The organism is Dactylosporangium sp. CS-047395, assembly GCF_050942185.1.
GTDB lineage: Bacteria > Actinomycetota > Actinomycetes > Mycobacteriales > Micromonosporaceae > Dactylosporangium.
On sequence record NZ_CP192015.1, the window covers coordinates 10718434 to 10734394 of the forward strand.

Here is a 15961-nt window from a genome sequence, read left to right on the forward strand (position 1 = left end):
CGCCGACGGCCACCTGCATAGCGTCACGGTATGACGACGACCGTCCTGACGCGGGCCACCGGCGCGGAGCGGGCCCGGATGACCTGGCCGACGGTACTCGCGCTGCATCTCCTCCCGGCGGCCGCCACGTTCGCCGCCGCCCTCGCCCTGGGTCCGCTGATGCGGGCCTGGCACCTGCCGCCGCAGTTCGCGCTGACCCTGGCCTTCGCGTTCGTGCTGACCCCGATCGAGCTCGGCCTGCTGCTGCGGGCGGCGGGCTGGTCGTGGCGCGGCCTGCCGGACGTCCTGGCGTTCAAGCGCAAACTACCGATCCGGCTGTACTTCATGATCCTGCCCTGCGTCACCGCGATGGCCATCGGCCTCGTCGTCCTGCTCGCCCCCTTCGAGCAGCGGTTCCTCGACGTCTATCCGGCCGGGTGGCTGCTCCCGGCGGATTCGACCGCGTTCCCGGTCTCGACGATGGTCGGCACGCTGCTGGTCACCCTGGCCGTCGACGGCCTGATCAACCCGGCGGTCGAGGAGTTGTACTTCCGCTCCTACCTGCTGCCCCGCCTGCCCGTCCGCGGCGCGGCGGCGGTGCTGACCTCGGCCGGCCTGTTCGCCGCCCAGCACTACTGGCAGCCGGAGAAGTTCGTCTTCGTCTTCGTCGCGCAGGTCGTGCTCATCGCGGTCATGCTCCGCGTGCGCAGCGTCAGGATCAGCATCGCCGCGCACTGCCTGACCAACAGCCTGGCCATCCTCATGGCCCTCGTCCTTATGGTGTGAATTCCTGGGGCATGGGCGCCTCGACGGTCACCCGCTCGCCCCGGTGATCGAACGTGAGCCGCCAGGAGTGCAGGAACGTCCGCCCGGCCGGGTTCTTCTCGAACAGCGGATCCCCGACGATCGGATGCCCGATCCAGGCCAGGTGCACCCGGATCTGATGCCGCCGCCCGGTGTGCGGAAACGCCTCGATCAGCGCCCGGCTGTCGTCCTGGGCCCGCACGCTGAACGACGTCTGCGACGGATAGGTTGACACGCTGTCAAAGATTTCCGCCGCCGGTACCGTCCATGCGTCCCCGTCCCGCACGATGCTCTCCCGCGGCGCCGCGATCCGCACCCGGTTCTTGCGCCCCACACTCAGCGGCAGATCGATCCGCCCCGCCGCCGGCAGGCCACCCGGGCTGGTGACGGCGAGGTACGCCTTCTCCACGGTCCGCTTGTTGAACTGCCGGGTCAGCCCCCCGTGCGCGGCCAGGTCCTTCGCGAACAGGATGACCCCGGACGTCACCTTGTCGATCCGGTGCACCGGGAACAGCTCCTCGCCCGCCTCCGCCGCCATCCGCACCAGGTCGGACTCGTGCCGCTCACCCATCACGGAGACGCCCACCGGCTTGTCCAACACCAGGACGGCGTCGTCCTCCAGGATCACGCGCTCACGAAACTCCGCCCACATCGTCTTAATCTCGCATGTACGGACGAGAGGGCGGACATGGGACTGGACCTGACCGAGCTGGAACCGTACCGCCGCGAGCTGGAGGTGCACTGCTACCGCATGCTGGGCTCCTTCCACGAGGCGGAGGACCTGGTCCAGGAGACCTACCTGCGCGCCTGGAAGAGCTGGTCCTCGTTCGAGGGGCGGTCCTCGGTGCGGGCCTGGCTGTACCGGATAGCGACAAATGCCTGTCTCGATGTCCTCAAAAGCGCCCAGCGCCGGGTCCTGCCCATGGACCTGGGCCCGCCGTCGGCACCGGGCGTGGACGGCCCACCGGTCACCGACGTGTCCTGGCTTGAACCCCTCCCGGACCGCGTCCTCGACGCCGACCCGGAAACCCGAACCGTGGCCCGGGAAACGGTGGAGCTGGCGTTCCTGGCCGCCCTGCAACACCTCCCACCACGCCAGCGCGCGGTCCTCATCTCCCGCGACGTGCTGGGCTGGTCAGCCGCGGAGACGGCGTCGCTGCTGGCCGTGACGCCCGCGTCAGTGAACAGCGCCCTGCAACGCGCCCGCGCCACCTTGCGCGAGCGCCTCCCGTCCCGGGGTGAGGACTGGACCCCGTCGCGCGGTCCGGACCCGGCGGAGCAGGAGGTGCTGCGGCAGTACGTGGACGCCTTCCAACGCGCCGACGTGGCAGGCATGGCCCGGCTACTGGCCGCGGAGGCCCGCGCGGTGATGCCGCCGATCCCGGCCTGGTACCTCGGCCGCGACGCGATCGCGGGGGCGCTGGCCTTGAGCGTGCCGCCCGGGTCGCCGTACTTCGTGGGTCGCATCCGGGTCGAACTGACCCGGGCCAACCGGGATCCGGCGCTGATCGCCTACCACGTCCCACCGGGCTCGACCGAGGAGCGGCCGTTCGCCATCTCGGTCCTGCGCGTGGAGGGCGGCCAGATCCGGGAGCTGACCGCCTTCCACGACCCCGATGTCTTCGCCGGCTTCGTGGCGAGGGATTAGCCGGCGGTCAGCTTCCAGGCCAGGCCGGCCGGGTTGCCGTTCGGGTCGTACGCGTTGATGTTCGTCACGGTGATCGAGACGGTGTTGGTCCCCGGCACCAAGTGCACGCCCGTGGTCTGCGGGGTGCCGAGGCTGCCGGAGGCGACCGGGGACCCGTTGAGCGTGACGGTGTACAGGTTGTCGGCGTCCACGGTGAGCGTGGCCGGCTGGGCGGCCTGCGCGGCGGTCACCGTCACCGTCCGGGTGAAGGTGACGGTGTCCTGGTCCTCGCCGGTGAACTGGCCGGTCCAGATCCACGGCGCGCCCGGGACGACCGGCCAGAGCCCGCCCGTGCACAGGTTCTGCGCGTCGACCGCGGTGCAGCCGATGTGGCCGTAGGTGAGGGTCGCGGTGCCGGTGGCGCCCGACGGGTCGCTCCAGGCGTCGCCGGGCGATGAGGCCGCCAGCACGGTCGACACCGGGGCCAGGGTCCAGGTGCCGGTCTGGTTCGCGTAGGTGTACGTGCCGCTCATCGTTCCGTCGGGCGCGACCGTGCCGGTGTAGGAGACGCCGCCGGCGCTGAACGTGATCGACGAGCCGGTGAGCCGTCCGGTCAGGGCGCCGTTGCCGACCAGCGGCGGATCGATCGTGACGAGGCCGCTGAGCGTGCCGTCGGTGGCCACGGTCAGGCCGGTCACCCGCCACGTGCTGCTGAGGTTGTACGTGATGTTGTGCTCGGTCCCCGCGTACGACGAGGCCGGCGCGGGGTTGCCGGGGCGCCCGAACACCTGGGCGGCCGCAGCCGCGGTGACCGTCCCGAGGTCACCGGTGAGGGCCAGGTCGAGCACGCACGAGTCGAGGTACGGCTGCTCGGTGACCCCGGCCGCCCGGCAGACCGCCAGCGCGGCGTCCCGGTTGGCCGACGGCAGCCCCGCCACCTCGGCGTAGGCGTACGGGAAAGCGGTGTCGGTGAACGAGTCGGTGGACTGCCCCGCCTCGTAGTCGAACAGCGACTCGGCCGCCGTGAGCCGCCAGCTCGCCGAGTACGGCCCGTACAGCTGGGCGGCGGTCGCCGGATACGCCAGCACCTCCCCGCTGCGGGCGGTCAGGTCGTCGGCCGGGTTCCCGTCGTCGTCGCCGAGCAGCCCGGTCAGCTGCCCCTGCCGGGCCGGCGCAACGCTGATGTTCATGGTGAGGAAGCCGGCCAGCACGAACACCGTGGCGAACGACCCGTCGGGCCATGCCACCGTCTCCCCCGACGGGCCCGCGGCGAGCGTGCCGCCGCCCGGCAGCGCGTACGGGGTCGCGGTCACGGTGACCGGCTGCCCGTCGACCAGCGTGGTCATCCCGGAGCCGGCCAGGTAGATCCCGACCCGGTGCCCGGCCACGGCGAACGCCACCGCCGTGTTGCCGGAGACGAGCCGCGAGCTGTTCCACGGCCGCTGCCGGACCTGGATCTGCAGGTCGTCCACGGTGGACGCGACCGCGACGAACTCGCCGGCCTGCTGGAAGTCGTAGTGCGCGCCGTCGAACGTCGTCAGGTGCGGGTCGCCCATCGTCGAGCCACATGTGCCGTGACAGACCGGCTGGGCCGGCGGCGCGGGCGGGGTGCCCGGCGGGATCGGCGGCAGCGCGGGGCCCACGGCGAGGCTGAGCGTGGCCTCGTCGGTGCCGCCGCCGTTGTCGACCACCGTGACCCGCACGCTGCCGGCGGTGCCGGCCGCGGTCGGCGTGCCGGAGATCAGCCCGTGCTCGTCGACGCGCAGCCCGGCCGGCAGGCCCGCGCCCGTCCACACGTACGGTGCGGTGCCGCCGGACGCGGTGAGCTGGAACGAGTACGCCACCCCGACCTGCGCGTCGGGAAGCGCGGTGGTTGTCACGGCGACCCCGTCGCAGGTGACCGGCACCTTGACCTGCCAGGTCGGCGTCGGTGTCACCTTGCTGTCCTCGACCAGCACACCGGTCAGCGTGACGACGGCGGTCGTGGTGCCCTTCTTCAGGCAGGTCACCCGCAGCGACCCCGAGCCCGTCCCACCGCGTGGCGCCGCCCTGAACTCTTTGCCGGCCTTCGGGATGTCGACCTTCGCGATCGCCGGGTCGTCGAGGGTCGCGCTCATCGAGACCCTGGTGTTCGGGATGACGGTCCGGTCCGAGGTCGCCGTGATCTTGACGGTGACCGGCTTGCCGTCGGCGCCCTCCACGGTGGCCGGACTCGCGACGACGTCGGCGATGAAGGCGTGCGAACAGAGCGCGGCCGGCAGCGGGGGCCGATCGCCGAGCAGCAGCGCCGGGATCGTGCCGGCGCGCTTCGGGTCCTTGAGCTTCCGGTACCGCTGTGCGCTGAGCGCGCTCGCCCGCGGCCAGTTCTCATTGGCGATGGCACGCTGGATCTGCGCCGCGTTGATCGAGCCCGCCGCCCACCCGTTGTAGGCCATCGACACCATGGCGGCCCGGCGGTTGATGTTCTCGGCGTTCCACTCCTTGTTCGAGTACCCGAAAACCGACTTCGCGACGCCGATGTAGGTCACCAGAATTTGCCTGAGAACAACCATTGCCTGCGCTTGCGTGAGCCTCGCGCGAGCCGAATCCACGTCTTGTTCACCGACCTGATACCCGGGCGCGGAAGTCAGCGCCGGATATTGCACCGTCGTGATTCCGGCCTCGAGCAGCGCGGCCCGGTTCTGCCGGAGATCGAATCCGTAGCCGATGGTCCAGACGTCACGGATGTCCTGGTACGCCCACGAACAGAAGGCTTCTTGGCTGGCCAGGACACCCGCATACGCGTCGACCTCATCGGCAGGCGCGGCGGCCGCGGCCGGCGTCGCCACCAATACACTCGATATCAGGGCGAGCCCCGTCAACAGCCGCACGAACCGATTGGCCCGTGTTTTCCGCTTTACCGTCATCGTTTCGTCCCCAGACATCGTCTCGGCGATTTTGGCGCCAATGACGCTATCCACGGCCGACCCGGACTGGCAGCCCGTCGAGTCCGGCGCCCACCGCCATCCGGTCGAACACATCCGACCCGAAAGACAATGGCCGCCGGACCGCCGACGGTATTGCCGCTCTACGCCCGACCTTTTTCCCATTCGGGACCCTTGGCGGCCATTTGCAAATTGCCGGCGGGCGTGGCCGTCGCCGGCCTGCTGAGGCCGCCGGGTGCGGTCACTGGCGGGCGAACACCACGCCCCAACCGCCGCACAGCGCGAGCGCCAGAACAGTCGCGGTCACCGCGACCACCAACGCCCACCGCCGCTCGCTCACGGCCCGGTGATATCCCGCGACAGCGGCGGTGGCGACGGTGATCACCAGCGTCACCGCCGAGCCGACGAGTCCAGCCAGCCCCGCCGCAAAGGTGCCCAGCCCCTCCGGCTCGTCCAGCGAGTCGCGGTAGATCAGCCCATCGACGCCGAGCAACAGCCAGGCGATGCCCGTCAACACCGTCAACACGACGGCCGCCGGGCCGACGCGGCTGGTGCTGTTCGGGGCCCAGTGCTCGGGAATCTCGTCCGCCATCATCGACGAGGCTAGCTTCCGATCAAGGTGGTGGCAGACCGCGGCGACATAGCCCTCAAAGCGGCCAAACCATCCGGTGGCCCGGCGCGAATCGAACGCGCGGCACCCGCTTCAAGAGAGCGGTGCATCTGCCACCGGTGGGTGACCGTCCGGCCGTCCGCGGCCGTGGGCACGGGCTGCTCATCGTGGGGTCAGTCTGCGGGGTCCAGGTCGATGTTGCTGCGGAAGGGAGTGCTCGCCCATAGAGCCTGCGGTCCGGTGCTGTTGCAAGACCGTCCACCGGTTGGGCGAGGAACGCGCGGAACGCCTGCCATGCAGTCTCGACGTTGTCCACCCGGTCGGGGCTGAGGCCATGCTCGCGCAGCAGATCGGCCAGCACGTCGGGCGCGTTTCGCCAGGGAACACCCATGGCTCACGCTACCAACCAGGGCGCATCAACTCGGACCAAGGAATTCCCGGCGACGGGGTCCGGCGCGGTCGGCCTCGCCGGTCACGGCCGCTGAGGCTTGGGAACGGCCGGAAATCGAGCGGAGGGCTGAGGGGTGCGGGTGGAGCGGAGCTCCCCCACGAAGGGGGAGCCCAGTGGCCCCGGCGCGAATCGAACGCGCGACACCCGCTTTAGGAGAGCGGTGCTCTATCCCCTGAGCTACGAGGCCTCGTACCTGCGTCACCGAGTCTAGGGGAACCATGGCATCGACCGAAATCGCGTATCCGGGCAACCTTCGCCACAGCCGGCTCGATCAAGGCCGCCCCGCAGCCGTGCCGATGTACGCGCGGGCCCGGGCCACCTTCACGGCCTCGGTGAGTGTGGCCAGGTCGTAGGCGCCGTAGTGGCGCTGGCCGTTGATGAAGAAGGTCGGGGTGCCGCTCACGCCGCTCAGGTCGGCTGACTCGACGTCCTGCGCGATGCGGGCCTCGTGCGAGTGGTGGTGCAGGTCGGCACGGAAACGCTCCGCGTCCAAACCCAGCTCGACGGCGTACCCGACCAGCTGTTGTGGTTTGAGCTCGTCCTGGTGGTCCAGGAGCAGGTCGTGCATAGGCCAGAAGGCGCCCTGCGCGGCCGCTGCCTCTGCGGCCTCGGCGGCGAGTTGGGCCTGGGGGTGGACGTCGGTCAGCGGGAGGTGCCGCCAGACGTAGCGCAGGTCGGCGTCGGAGAGCAGTTCGCGCACGACCGGTTCGGCCTGGCCGCAGTAGGGGCATTGGAAGTCGCCGTACTCGACGATCGTCACCGAAGCGCCGGCGGCCCCGCGGACGTGGTCGACCGACACGTCGACCGGGGGGATGAGGTCGACGAGCACCTCGGCGTCGCCCAGCAGGGCGCGGGCTCGCTTGTGCTTGGGGAGTCGGGCCGTCACGCGGTACACGACGAAGGTCAGCAATGACGCGAGCACCGCCGCCGCCAGCACGCCCAGTTTGGCCTCGGCCAGCTCGTCGCCTGTGAACGCCAAGTTGGCGATGAGCAGGGAGACCGTGAAGCCGATGCCCGCGATCGTGCCGCTGCCGAGGACCGCCGCCCAGCCGACGCCGGGGCGCACGCGGCCGCCGGAGAGGCGGGTGACCAGCCACGATGTGACGACTACGGCCAGGGGCTTGCCGAGCACGTAGCCGACCAGCACACCCAGGGTCACCGGCGAGGTGAACGCGCGGGCCAGGAACGCGCCGTCGATCGGGATGCCGGCGTTGGCCAGGCCGAAGAGGGGCACGATCAGGTAGCTGGTCCACGGGTGGTACATCCGCTGCAGCCGGTCGTTGGGTGACAGGGTGCGGCTGAGGCCGAGCGACGCCGTGCGGGCCAGTTCGGCGGTCGGCTGCTCGCGGAAGAGCTTGAACAGGCCGCTGGCCGCCTCCAGGGCGCTGCGGGCCGGCGTGTACGCGGGGGCGATCAGGCCGATGGCCAGGCCGGCCACGACCGGGTCGACGCCGCTGCGCAGCATGAAGTACCAGAGCACGATGCCGATCGGGGCGTAGACGAAGCCGGCCCGCAGGCCGAGCAGGCGCAGGCCCAGCATCACCCCGAAGATCACCACGGCGACGATCAGGTACATGGCCGCGATGTGCTCGGAATACGCGACGGCGATCACGAGCAGCGCGACCAGGTCGTCCACCACGAAGACGGTCAGCAGGAAGACCCTCGCCTGCTCGGGCACGCCCTTGCCGACCAGCGCGAGCAGGCCCAGGGCGAGCGCGGTGTCGGTCGACATCGCCACGCCCCAGCCGCCGGCGCCGGTGCCGCCGCGGTTGATCGCGAGGTACAGCGCGACCGGCACCACCATCCCGGCCACCCCGGCCGCGAACGGCAGCAGGAAGCGGCGGCGGTCGCGCAGGTCGCCCAGGTCCAGCTCGCGGCGCGCCTCCAGGCCGACGACCATGAAGAACAGGGTCATCAGGCCGCTGTTCACCCAGGTGCGCAGGTCGCAGGAGAGCTGCCAGCCGCCGAGCCGGACGGCGAGGTCCGTGCTCCAGAGCCGCTCGTACCCCGCGGTGTCCACGTTCGCCCACACCAGGGCGGCCACGATGGCGGCCACGAGGACTCCGGCGCTGCCGGACTCCGTCGTGATGAAGTTGCGCAGGGGCGCGGCGACGTCACGGCGCCAGTAAGACGTGCCGCCTTCGGGCGACGGGTCGGCCATAGCGGGAAAGTCTAGGCTTTTGGATCGTGGGCATCCGGGTGGTGATCGCCGACGACCAGGCGATGGTGCGCGACGGTCTGCGGCGCATCCTGGGCGCGGCCGACGACATCGAAGTGGTGGGCGAGGCCGCCGATGGAGTGGAAGCCCTGGCTCTGGTACGCGCAGTGCTCCCCGACGTCGCGCTCGTCGACATCCGGATGCCGCGGATGGACGGGCTCACCCTCACCAGGGAGCTGGCCGGCGGCCCCACCCGGGTGGTCGTGGTCACCACGTTCGACCTGGACGAGTACGTGTACGCGGCGCTGCGCAACGGGGCCGCCGGGTTCCTGCTCAAGCGGTCCGGGCCGGCCCTGCTCACCGAGGCCGTCCGCGCCGCCGTGTCCGGGGAGAGCCTGATCAGCCCGGCGATCACGGTCAAGCTGCTGCGCCACCTGTCCAGCCCCCGGCCCGAGTCGCCGGAGCCGCTCACCGAGCGCGAGCTGGAGATCGCGGCGCACGTCGGGGCCGGGCGGACCAACGCCGAGATCGGCGCCGAGCTGTTCATCTCGGCCGGCACGGTGAAGACCCACGTCGCCGCCGTGCAGCGCAAGCTCGGGGTCCGCAACCGGGTCGGGATCGCGGTCTGGGCCTGGAACAACGGGGTCGTCGCGCGGTGAGGTCGCGCTGGCTGCTCCTGCTGCTCGCCGTCCCGGTCCTGTGCGGGCTGCCGTTCGCGCGCGCGGCCGGGCTGCTGGTGAGCATCGCGGCGATGGCGGCCGTGGCGGCGGCGATCCGGCCGTCGCTCGCGCTCGCCGCGGCCGTGGTCTCCCTCCTGGTGACGGTGATCTACCGGGGTCCACCGGAGCCGCCGGGCCTCTGGCTCATCCTCGAATTCACCCCTTCGCTGGTACTGCTGGTGCGCACCACCCGCGCCGGAAGGTGGATCGCGGCGCTGGTCGCGCTGGCCGTCACGGTCCTGCCGCTGCGGGTCACCCTGCACCAGCCGCACAGCCGCGCGGAGGCCTCGATCCTCGTGGTGGCGACCGCGTTCGCGTGCGCGATGGCGGCGGCGGGCCTCGGCCTGCACCTGCGGGCCGGCGACGGCCGGCGCGCCCGCGCACTGGCGGCGGCCCAGCGCGCGCAGCGCCTCGAACTGGCCCGGGACCTGCACGACCTGGTCGCCCACGAGGTCACCGGCATCGTCCTGGAGGCGCAGGCGGCCCGGGTCGCGCCGGCCGGCGATTCCTACGAGCGGATCGAGGCGGCGGGGCAGCGGGCCCTGGCGGCGATGGACGACATGGTGGCCGCCCTGCGCGACGACGCCGCCCCCGCGCGCGGATACGGCGTGGCCGACCTGCCGGGCGTGGTCGCGCGCTTCGGCCCGGCGGCGACCCTCACCATCGAGCCGGGCGTGGCCCTCTCCCCCGCCGCCGGAAATGTCGCTTACCACGTGGTGATCGAGGCCCTGACCAACGTCCGCCGCCATGCCCCCTCGACAGCCCGCGTCACGATCACGCTGACGAGCGCGGGGATTCTGGCCGTCGTTTCGGATATGTCAGGAATGTCGCCCACGCGCGCGGGAGGTGGAAGTGGGCTCCACGCGCTGCGCGAACAAGCCACCGAGGTCGGCGGAACACTGACCGCCGGGCCAAGAGACGGAATGTGGGAAGTCGTCGCCGATCTCTCCCATTCGGCAGATGTGCCGGGGAACGGGCGCCAGCAGCCTTGAGGACATGCTCGAACTCCTCGACATCACGAAGGTCTACAAGGGACAGAAACGCGCCGTCGACGGCCTGACCCTCCGGTTGGAGCCGGGCCTGATCGGGCTCCTGGGGCCGAACGGGGCCGGGAAGTCGTCCCTGCTGCGCATCGCGGCCACCGTCACCCGGCCCACCACCGGGCAGGTGCGGTTCGAGGGGCGGGACGCGGTCGCCCACCCCGACCGGCTGCGCCGGGCGCTCGGATATCTCCCGCAGGACTTCGGCGTGTACCCGAACCTGAGCGCCGTCGAGTTCCTGACCTACCTGGCCGCGGTCAAGGGCCTCTCCGCCCGCTCCGCCCGCGCCCGCATCCCGGAGCTGCTGGAGCTGGTGAACCTGACGCATGCGGCGAAGCGGGCGCTCGGCGGGTACAGCGGAGGCATGCTGCGCCGCGTCGGCATCGCGCAGACGCTGCTCGCCGATCCGCGCGTGGTGATCGTGGACGAGCCGACGGCCGGGCTCGACCCGGAGGAGCGGGTGCGATTCCGCAACATCCTCAGCGACCTGGCCGCGACCCGGGTCGTGCTGCTCTCGACGCACATCGTGAGCGACGTCGAGTCGGTGGCGGGCCGGATCGCCGTGGTCGCGGCCGGGCGGGTCCGCTTCGACGGGGCGCCGGCCGAGCTGACCGGCAGCGTGGCCGGGCACGTGTGGGAGGCGACGGTGCCCGCCGAGCACGCGGCGGCCCTGCAGCATCGGCTGCTGACGACGCGGGCCGTGCGGACGGCACAGGGAGTACGGCTGCGGGTTCTGGCTCTTGAAAGTCCTTTGCCCGACGCGCGGCCGGTGGCGCCCGACCTCGAGGACGCCTACGTCGGGGCGGTGCGGCGGTGATCGCGGGAGCGGCCGTGGCGGACTTCCGGGAGCGGGTGCGGCGCCCGGCGTACCTGCTGATGCTCATCTCCGCCATCGGGCTGGGCCTGATCGCGGTGCCGCCGGTCGACGCGCACTGGTCGGTGCTGGTGATCGGCGGGTTCCGCGGCCGGTACACCAGCGACTACGTGGGTCTGGTGACCGCCCTGACCAGCGCGCTGTGGCTGACGCTGGTCGGCTTCTACCTGGTCCGCGACGCGGTGGCCCGGGACGAGCGGACCGGCGTCGGGCAGCTGATCGCGGCCTCGCCCATGCGCGCCTGGTCGTATCTGGCCGCGAAGCTGGTGAGCAACGTGGCGGTGCTGGCCTCGATGACCGCCGTGCTGGCCGCGACCGCGCTGGTGCTGCAGCTGCTGCGCGGCGAGTCGCGCACCGTCGACCCGGTCGGCCTGCTGCTGCCCTTCGCGCTGGTGGCGCTGCCGATGCTGGTGGTGACGAGCGCGCTGGCGCTGCTGTTCGAGGTGACCCCGGTGCTGCGCGGCGGGCTGGGCAACGTGCTGTGGGTCTTCGTGTGGATGGTGGGCGCGATCGGCGGGCAGTCCTCGCGGGCGCCCTTCGGTGGCCTCGGGCTTCGTCCGGTACCGCTGCCGGCCGGCGCCTCGCAGGACGTGGGGCTGGGCCTGATGTACGTCGACGAGCCCCTGAAGGTGTTCGACTGGCCCGGGCTGCGGCTCGACGCCCCGTTCCTGCTCGGCCGGGTGGCCCTGGTGCTGGTGGCGGTGGCCGTCGCCCTCGCGCCCGCGCTGTGGTTCCACCGGTTCGACCGCCCGGCCCGGCCCGGTCGCGCGCCGGCCGGTCCGGAGCCGCGCTCGGTGTACCGCGGGCTCCCGCGCGCTGAACCGCGCCCCGGCCCCGGGTTCGGGCGGCTGCTGGCCGGGGAGGCGCGCATCCTGGCCGCGGGCGCGCCGCTGTGGTGGTGGCTGGGCGCGGCCGCGCTGACCCTGGCCGGGCTGGCGCTCCCGCGCGGCGCGGTGCTGGCCGTCGCCTGGGTGTGGCCGGTGCTGCTGTGGTCGCGGCTGGGCACGCAGCCGGCGACCTCGGGCACGGCGGCGATCCTGGGGGCGTACCCGGCCCCGCGCCGCCGCGTGCTCGCCGAGTGGCTCGCGGGCGTCCTGCTGGCGGCGGCCCTGGGCGCGGGCGCGGCGCTGCGGATGGGGTTCGCGGCCGACGGGCCGGGGCTGGTCGCCTGGGCCGCCGGCGCGCTGTTCGTCCCCGCGCTGGCCCTCGCGCTGGGCACGCTGACCGGCGCCCCGCGGGTCTTCCAGGCGGTGTACACGGTGCTCTGGTACCTCATGATCAACGACGCCGACACGCTGAACTTCATGGGCATTCTGCGCGAAGGGGACACGGTGACCGGCCCGGGACCCGGTGCGTGGGCGGCATTGGCGCTCGCCGGTGTGACGGGTTCCTTGCTGTGGACCAATTTTCGCCTCGCGCGCCGCTGACATCGCAGGTCCGCGCGGCTATCGTGGCGCCGTGGCGCGGCTCGACTTCCGGATGCTCGGCCCCCTCGAGGTTCGGACGCCGGACGGCCGCGCCGTCGACCTCGGGGCCCGCAAGCAGCGTGCGGTCCTGGCGATGCTCCTGCTCGAACCCGGGCGGGTCGTGTCCGTGGACCGGATCGTGGAGGGGCTGTGGGCCGGGGAGGCGCCGGTCAGCGCCACCGGCACCCTCCAGGCGTACGTCTCCCAGCTGCGGCGGGCCCTGGAGCCCGACCGGCCGCCCCGCACGCCGCCCGCGGTGCTGCTCACCCGCGACCCCGGGTACCTACTGGCGGTCGAGGGGGACCAGATCGACGCGGTCCGTTTCGCCCGGGCGGTGGCGGCGGCGCGCGGGCACCGCGACGCCGAACGCCTGCTCGAAGCGGCGCTGCGCGACTGGCAGGACCCGCTCGCGGACTTCGCCGACGAGGCGTTCGCCGCGGCCGAGGTGGCCCGCCTGGGCGAGCTGCGCGACGGCGCGCTGGAGGACCTGGCCGAGGCGCGGCTGGCCACCGGCCGGACGGCGGCCGCGATCGCCGGGGCCCGCGCGCTGCTGGAGCGCCGGCCGTTCCGCGAGCGGTCCTGGGGTCAGCTCATGCTCGGCCTGTACCGCGAGGGCCGCCAGGCCGACGCGCTGGACGCCTTCCGCCGGGCCCGCAAGGTGCTCGACGAGGAGCTGGGCCTGCCCCCGGGCCCGGAGCTCAGCGCGCTGGAGACGGCGATCCTGCGCCAGGACCCGGCGCTGCTGCCGGCCGAACCGGCGGTCACGGTGGCCCGGCCGCCGGCCAAGAAGCTCGTGGGCCGCGCGGCCGAGCAGGAGCGCATCACCAGCCGCATCCAGCAGGCCCGGGCCGGGTCCGGCGGGGTGCTGCTCCTCGTCGGCGAGGCCGGCCTGGGCAAGACCAGCCTGGCCGAGCGGGCCGCCGAGCTGGCCGGGCCCGACCTGACCGTGGCCTGGAGCCGGTGCGTGGAGGCGAGCGCGACGCCGGCGTTCTGGCCGTGGTACCAGGTGCTGCGCGCCCTTCCCGACACCCGCCCGCTGCTGGACATGCTGGCCGGTCGGACCGCGACCACCGAGCGCGACCCGGACACGGCCCTGTTCCACCTGCACGAGGCGGTCGGCGAGGCGCTGCGGGCCAACGCGGCGGCCCGGCCCCTGCTCATCGTGATCGACGACCTGCACGTGGCCGACCCGTCCTCGCTGCAGCTGCTCGCCCACCTCGCACCGGCCCTGCACCGGCGGTCGATCCTGGTGCTGGGCACGCTGCGGCCGGAGGCGGCCGACGCCGACCCGGCGCTGCGGGAGACCCTGGCGCTGCTGGCCAACGAGCGCGGGGCGGAGCGCATGCGGCTGGCGGCGCTGACCGAGGACGACATCGCGGCGTACGTCGAGCGCCCCGGCCGGGTCGCCCACGCCCTGCTGGAGCGGACCGGCGGCAACCCCTTCTACCTGCACGAGCTGCTGCGGCTGCTGGAGAGCGAGAACCCGGACGGCTGGAGCGACACCCAGGCCGTGGCCGCCTCGGGCGTGCCGGAGAGCGTCCGGGACGTCATCACCCGGCGGCTGACCCGGCTGCCCGAGCGGACCCGCGAGCTGCTGGAGACGGCCGCCGTGATCGGGCGGGACGTCGACCTGCTCCTCCTCGAAGCCGCGACCGAGAACCGGGACGCGGGAGGGCACGAGCTCGTCATGGCCGGGCTCGAACCGGCGGTGGCGGCGGGCGTGCTGCTGGAAGTACCGGATGGCTGGGATTATCGCTTTTCGCACGCTCTTGTCCGGGACGCCGTCTATGGCCGGCTGAGCCGGCTGCAACGGGCCCGGCTGCACAAGCGGGTGGGCGAGGCGCTGGAGGCGTTCGACCGGCCCGACGACCCCGACCTGCTCGGGCGACTGGTCCACCACTTCACGATGGCGGCGCGGCTCGGGGTGGCCGAGCGGGCGGTGCGCTACGCCACGCGGGCGGCCGAGCTGGCGATGGCCCAGCTGGCCTACGACGAGGCGGCCCGCTACCTCGAAGCGGCCCTCGGCGCCCTGGACCCCACCCGCGCGGGCGCGGCCGAGCAGCGCTGCAGGCTGCTGGTGCAGCTCGGGGTGGCCCGGCGCGCGGCCGGTGACCTCGACGGCACCCGGGCGGTGCTCGACGAGGCCCTCACGCTGGCCCGGCAGCTCGGCGACGACGAGCTCGCGATGGACGCCGCGACGCTGTTCGGCGGGGCGACGCTGTGGACGTGGCGGCCGTACCTCACCGTCGACGAGCGCATGATCGCCATCCTGCGCGAGCAGCTGGAGCGGCTCCGCCCGGACGACGTGTACCGGCGGGCGGTGCTGCTCGGGACGCTCGCCGTCGAGCTGTACCACCACCCCGACCGCGAGCGGGGCGAGGCCCACGCGGCCGAGGCGGTGCGGCTGGCCCGCGGCCTGGGCGACCCCGAGCTGCTGGCCCGGACCCTGAACAACGCGTGGAACGTCGGCTGGGTCCCGCAGCGGCTGCACGAGCGCCGGGCCACCGCCGACGAGCTGCTCGCGATCCCCGGCCTGCCGCGCACGGTCGAGGTGATGTCCCTGCTGCACCGCATGATCACGGAGGTCAGCCTGGGCGACCTGGCCGGCTTCGACGCCGACCTGGCCCGGGCCGTGCGGCTGGCCGAGGAGATCCGCACGCCGGTGCTGCCCGCGCAGGTGCGCTACGCGCAGGCGGGCCGGGCGATGCTGGCCGGCGACTGGGCGGCCGGGGAGCGGCTGGTCGGCGAGGCGTTCGCACTGCAGGAGCACACCTCACTGTGGGGCACGCAGTGGATCCGGCTGGCGATGCTGTACACCAGCCGCCGCTTCCAGGGCCGCGCCGGCGAGCTGTGCGAGGAGCTGATCCGCCGGGCCGACGAGCCGCACCTGCAGCTGCTGCGCCCGACCGCGGTGCTGGCCGCGTGCGAGTCGGGCGACGAGGACCGCGCCCGGGCGCTCGTCGAGCGCTGGGGCACCGCCCACGAGCAGTTGTGGTGCTGGGACTTCGTGGCGTTCCAGTGGGCGCTCGTATCGGCCCGGCTGGGCACACCCGACCCACGGCAGCTGTACGCCGAGATCGAGCCCTACGCCGACCGTTTTCCGACACTGGGCACCGGCTGTGCCACCTGGGGATCGCTGCGCTACGCCCAGGCCGGGCTGGCCGCGGCGTTCGGCGATCGGGAGAAAGCCCTGGTCCACGCCCGGGCCGCGCTGGAGGCGCACCGCCGGCTGGGCGCGGCCCACCTCATCGCCGCGGCCGAGGCACAAGTCGCCGCCCTAGTCGATTCCAAGTCCTGACCAACCGGGGC

General features: G+C 73.0%; 11 protein-coding genes and 2 tRNA genes. 7 read left to right on the forward strand and 6 right to left on the reverse strand.

Features of this window, described 5'->3' with window-relative positions:
* Window positions 1-30 precede the first annotated feature (30 nt).
* Window positions 31-765, forward strand: coding sequence for a lysostaphin resistance A-like protein (locus ACQP00_RS50015; RefSeq protein ID WP_433211193.1), 735 nt, complete (start codon window positions 31-33; stop codon window positions 763-765).
* Here the strand turns inward: ACQP00_RS50015 and ACQP00_RS50020 are convergent.
* Window positions 755-1411, reverse strand: coding sequence for an RluA family pseudouridine synthase (locus ACQP00_RS50020; RefSeq protein ID WP_433211196.1), 657 nt, complete (start codon window positions 1409-1411; stop codon window positions 755-757). The two genes, ACQP00_RS50015 and ACQP00_RS50020, sit on opposite strands and share 11 nt — an antisense overlap.
* Before the next feature lie 60 nt (window positions 1412-1471).
* On the opposite strand from ACQP00_RS50020, the gene ACQP00_RS50025 reads away from it, so the two are divergent.
* Window positions 1472-2431 carry a sigma-70 family RNA polymerase sigma factor gene (locus ACQP00_RS50025; protein ID WP_433211199.1) on the forward strand — a complete coding sequence of 320 codons (960 nt, stop codon included), beginning with the start codon at window positions 1472-1474 and terminating at the stop codon, window positions 2429-2431.
* On the opposite strand, the gene ACQP00_RS50030 is transcribed toward ACQP00_RS50025, so the two are convergent.
* From ACQP00_RS50030 to nhaA, 5 genes are all read right to left on the reverse strand, one after another.
* Complete coding sequence (locus tag ACQP00_RS50030) at window positions 2428-5499, reverse strand: VWD domain-containing protein (RefSeq protein WP_433211201.1); 3072 nt, start codon at window positions 5497-5499, stop codon at window positions 2428-2430. The two genes, ACQP00_RS50025 and ACQP00_RS50030, sit on opposite strands and share 4 nt — an antisense overlap.
* Window positions 5500-5575: 76 nt before the next feature.
* Entirely contained in the window at window positions 5576-5929 is a 354-nt protein-coding gene (locus ACQP00_RS50035; protein WP_433211204.1) for a hypothetical protein, read from the reverse strand.
* A 73-nt stretch (window positions 5930-6002) separates the two neighbouring features.
* Window positions 6003-6082 (reverse strand) — tRNA-Lys (locus tag ACQP00_RS50040).
* Window positions 6083-6509: 427 nt separating this feature from the next.
* Window positions 6510-6582: transfer RNA gene (locus ACQP00_RS50045), tRNA-Arg, on the reverse strand.
* A gap of 84 nt (window positions 6583-6666) precedes the next feature.
* Window positions 6667-8556 carry a Na+/H+ antiporter NhaA gene (nhaA, locus tag ACQP00_RS50050; RefSeq protein WP_433211207.1) on the reverse strand — a complete coding sequence of 630 codons (1890 nt, stop codon included), beginning with the start codon at window positions 8554-8556 and terminating at the stop codon, window positions 6667-6669.
* 26 nt (window positions 8557-8582) lie between these two features.
* Between nhaA and ACQP00_RS50055 the strand changes: the two genes are divergently transcribed.
* From ACQP00_RS50055 to ACQP00_RS50075, 5 genes are read left to right on the forward strand one after another with little or no spacing between them, the layout of a single operon-like run.
* Window positions 8583-9212 carry a response regulator gene (locus tag ACQP00_RS50055; protein ID WP_433211210.1) on the forward strand — a complete coding sequence of 210 codons (630 nt, stop codon included), beginning with the start codon at window positions 8583-8585 and terminating at the stop codon, window positions 9210-9212.
* Window positions 9209-10264 (forward strand): sensor histidine kinase, encoded by a 1056-nt coding sequence (locus tag ACQP00_RS50060; protein WP_433211213.1) that lies wholly within the window; start codon window positions 9209-9211, stop codon window positions 10262-10264. Before ACQP00_RS50055 ends, ACQP00_RS50060 begins: the two co-directional genes overlap by 4 nt.
* A 4-nt stretch (window positions 10265-10268) precedes the next feature.
* A complete protein-coding gene (locus ACQP00_RS50065; protein ID WP_433211216.1) occupies window positions 10269-11129 on the forward strand; it encodes an ABC transporter ATP-binding protein in 861 nt (286 codons plus the stop codon).
* Window positions 11126-12613 carry a hypothetical protein gene (locus ACQP00_RS50070; RefSeq protein WP_433211219.1) on the forward strand — a complete coding sequence of 496 codons (1488 nt, stop codon included), beginning with the start codon at window positions 11126-11128 and terminating at the stop codon, window positions 12611-12613. The genes ACQP00_RS50065 and ACQP00_RS50070 overlap by 4 nt, the downstream gene beginning before the upstream one ends.
* Before the next feature lie 31 nt (window positions 12614-12644).
* On the forward strand, window positions 12645-15950 hold the full coding sequence (locus tag ACQP00_RS50075) for an ATP-binding protein (protein ID WP_433211222.1): 3306 nt from the start codon (window positions 12645-12647) through the stop codon (window positions 15948-15950).
* The last annotated feature ends 11 nt before the right edge of the window (window positions 15951-15961 follow it).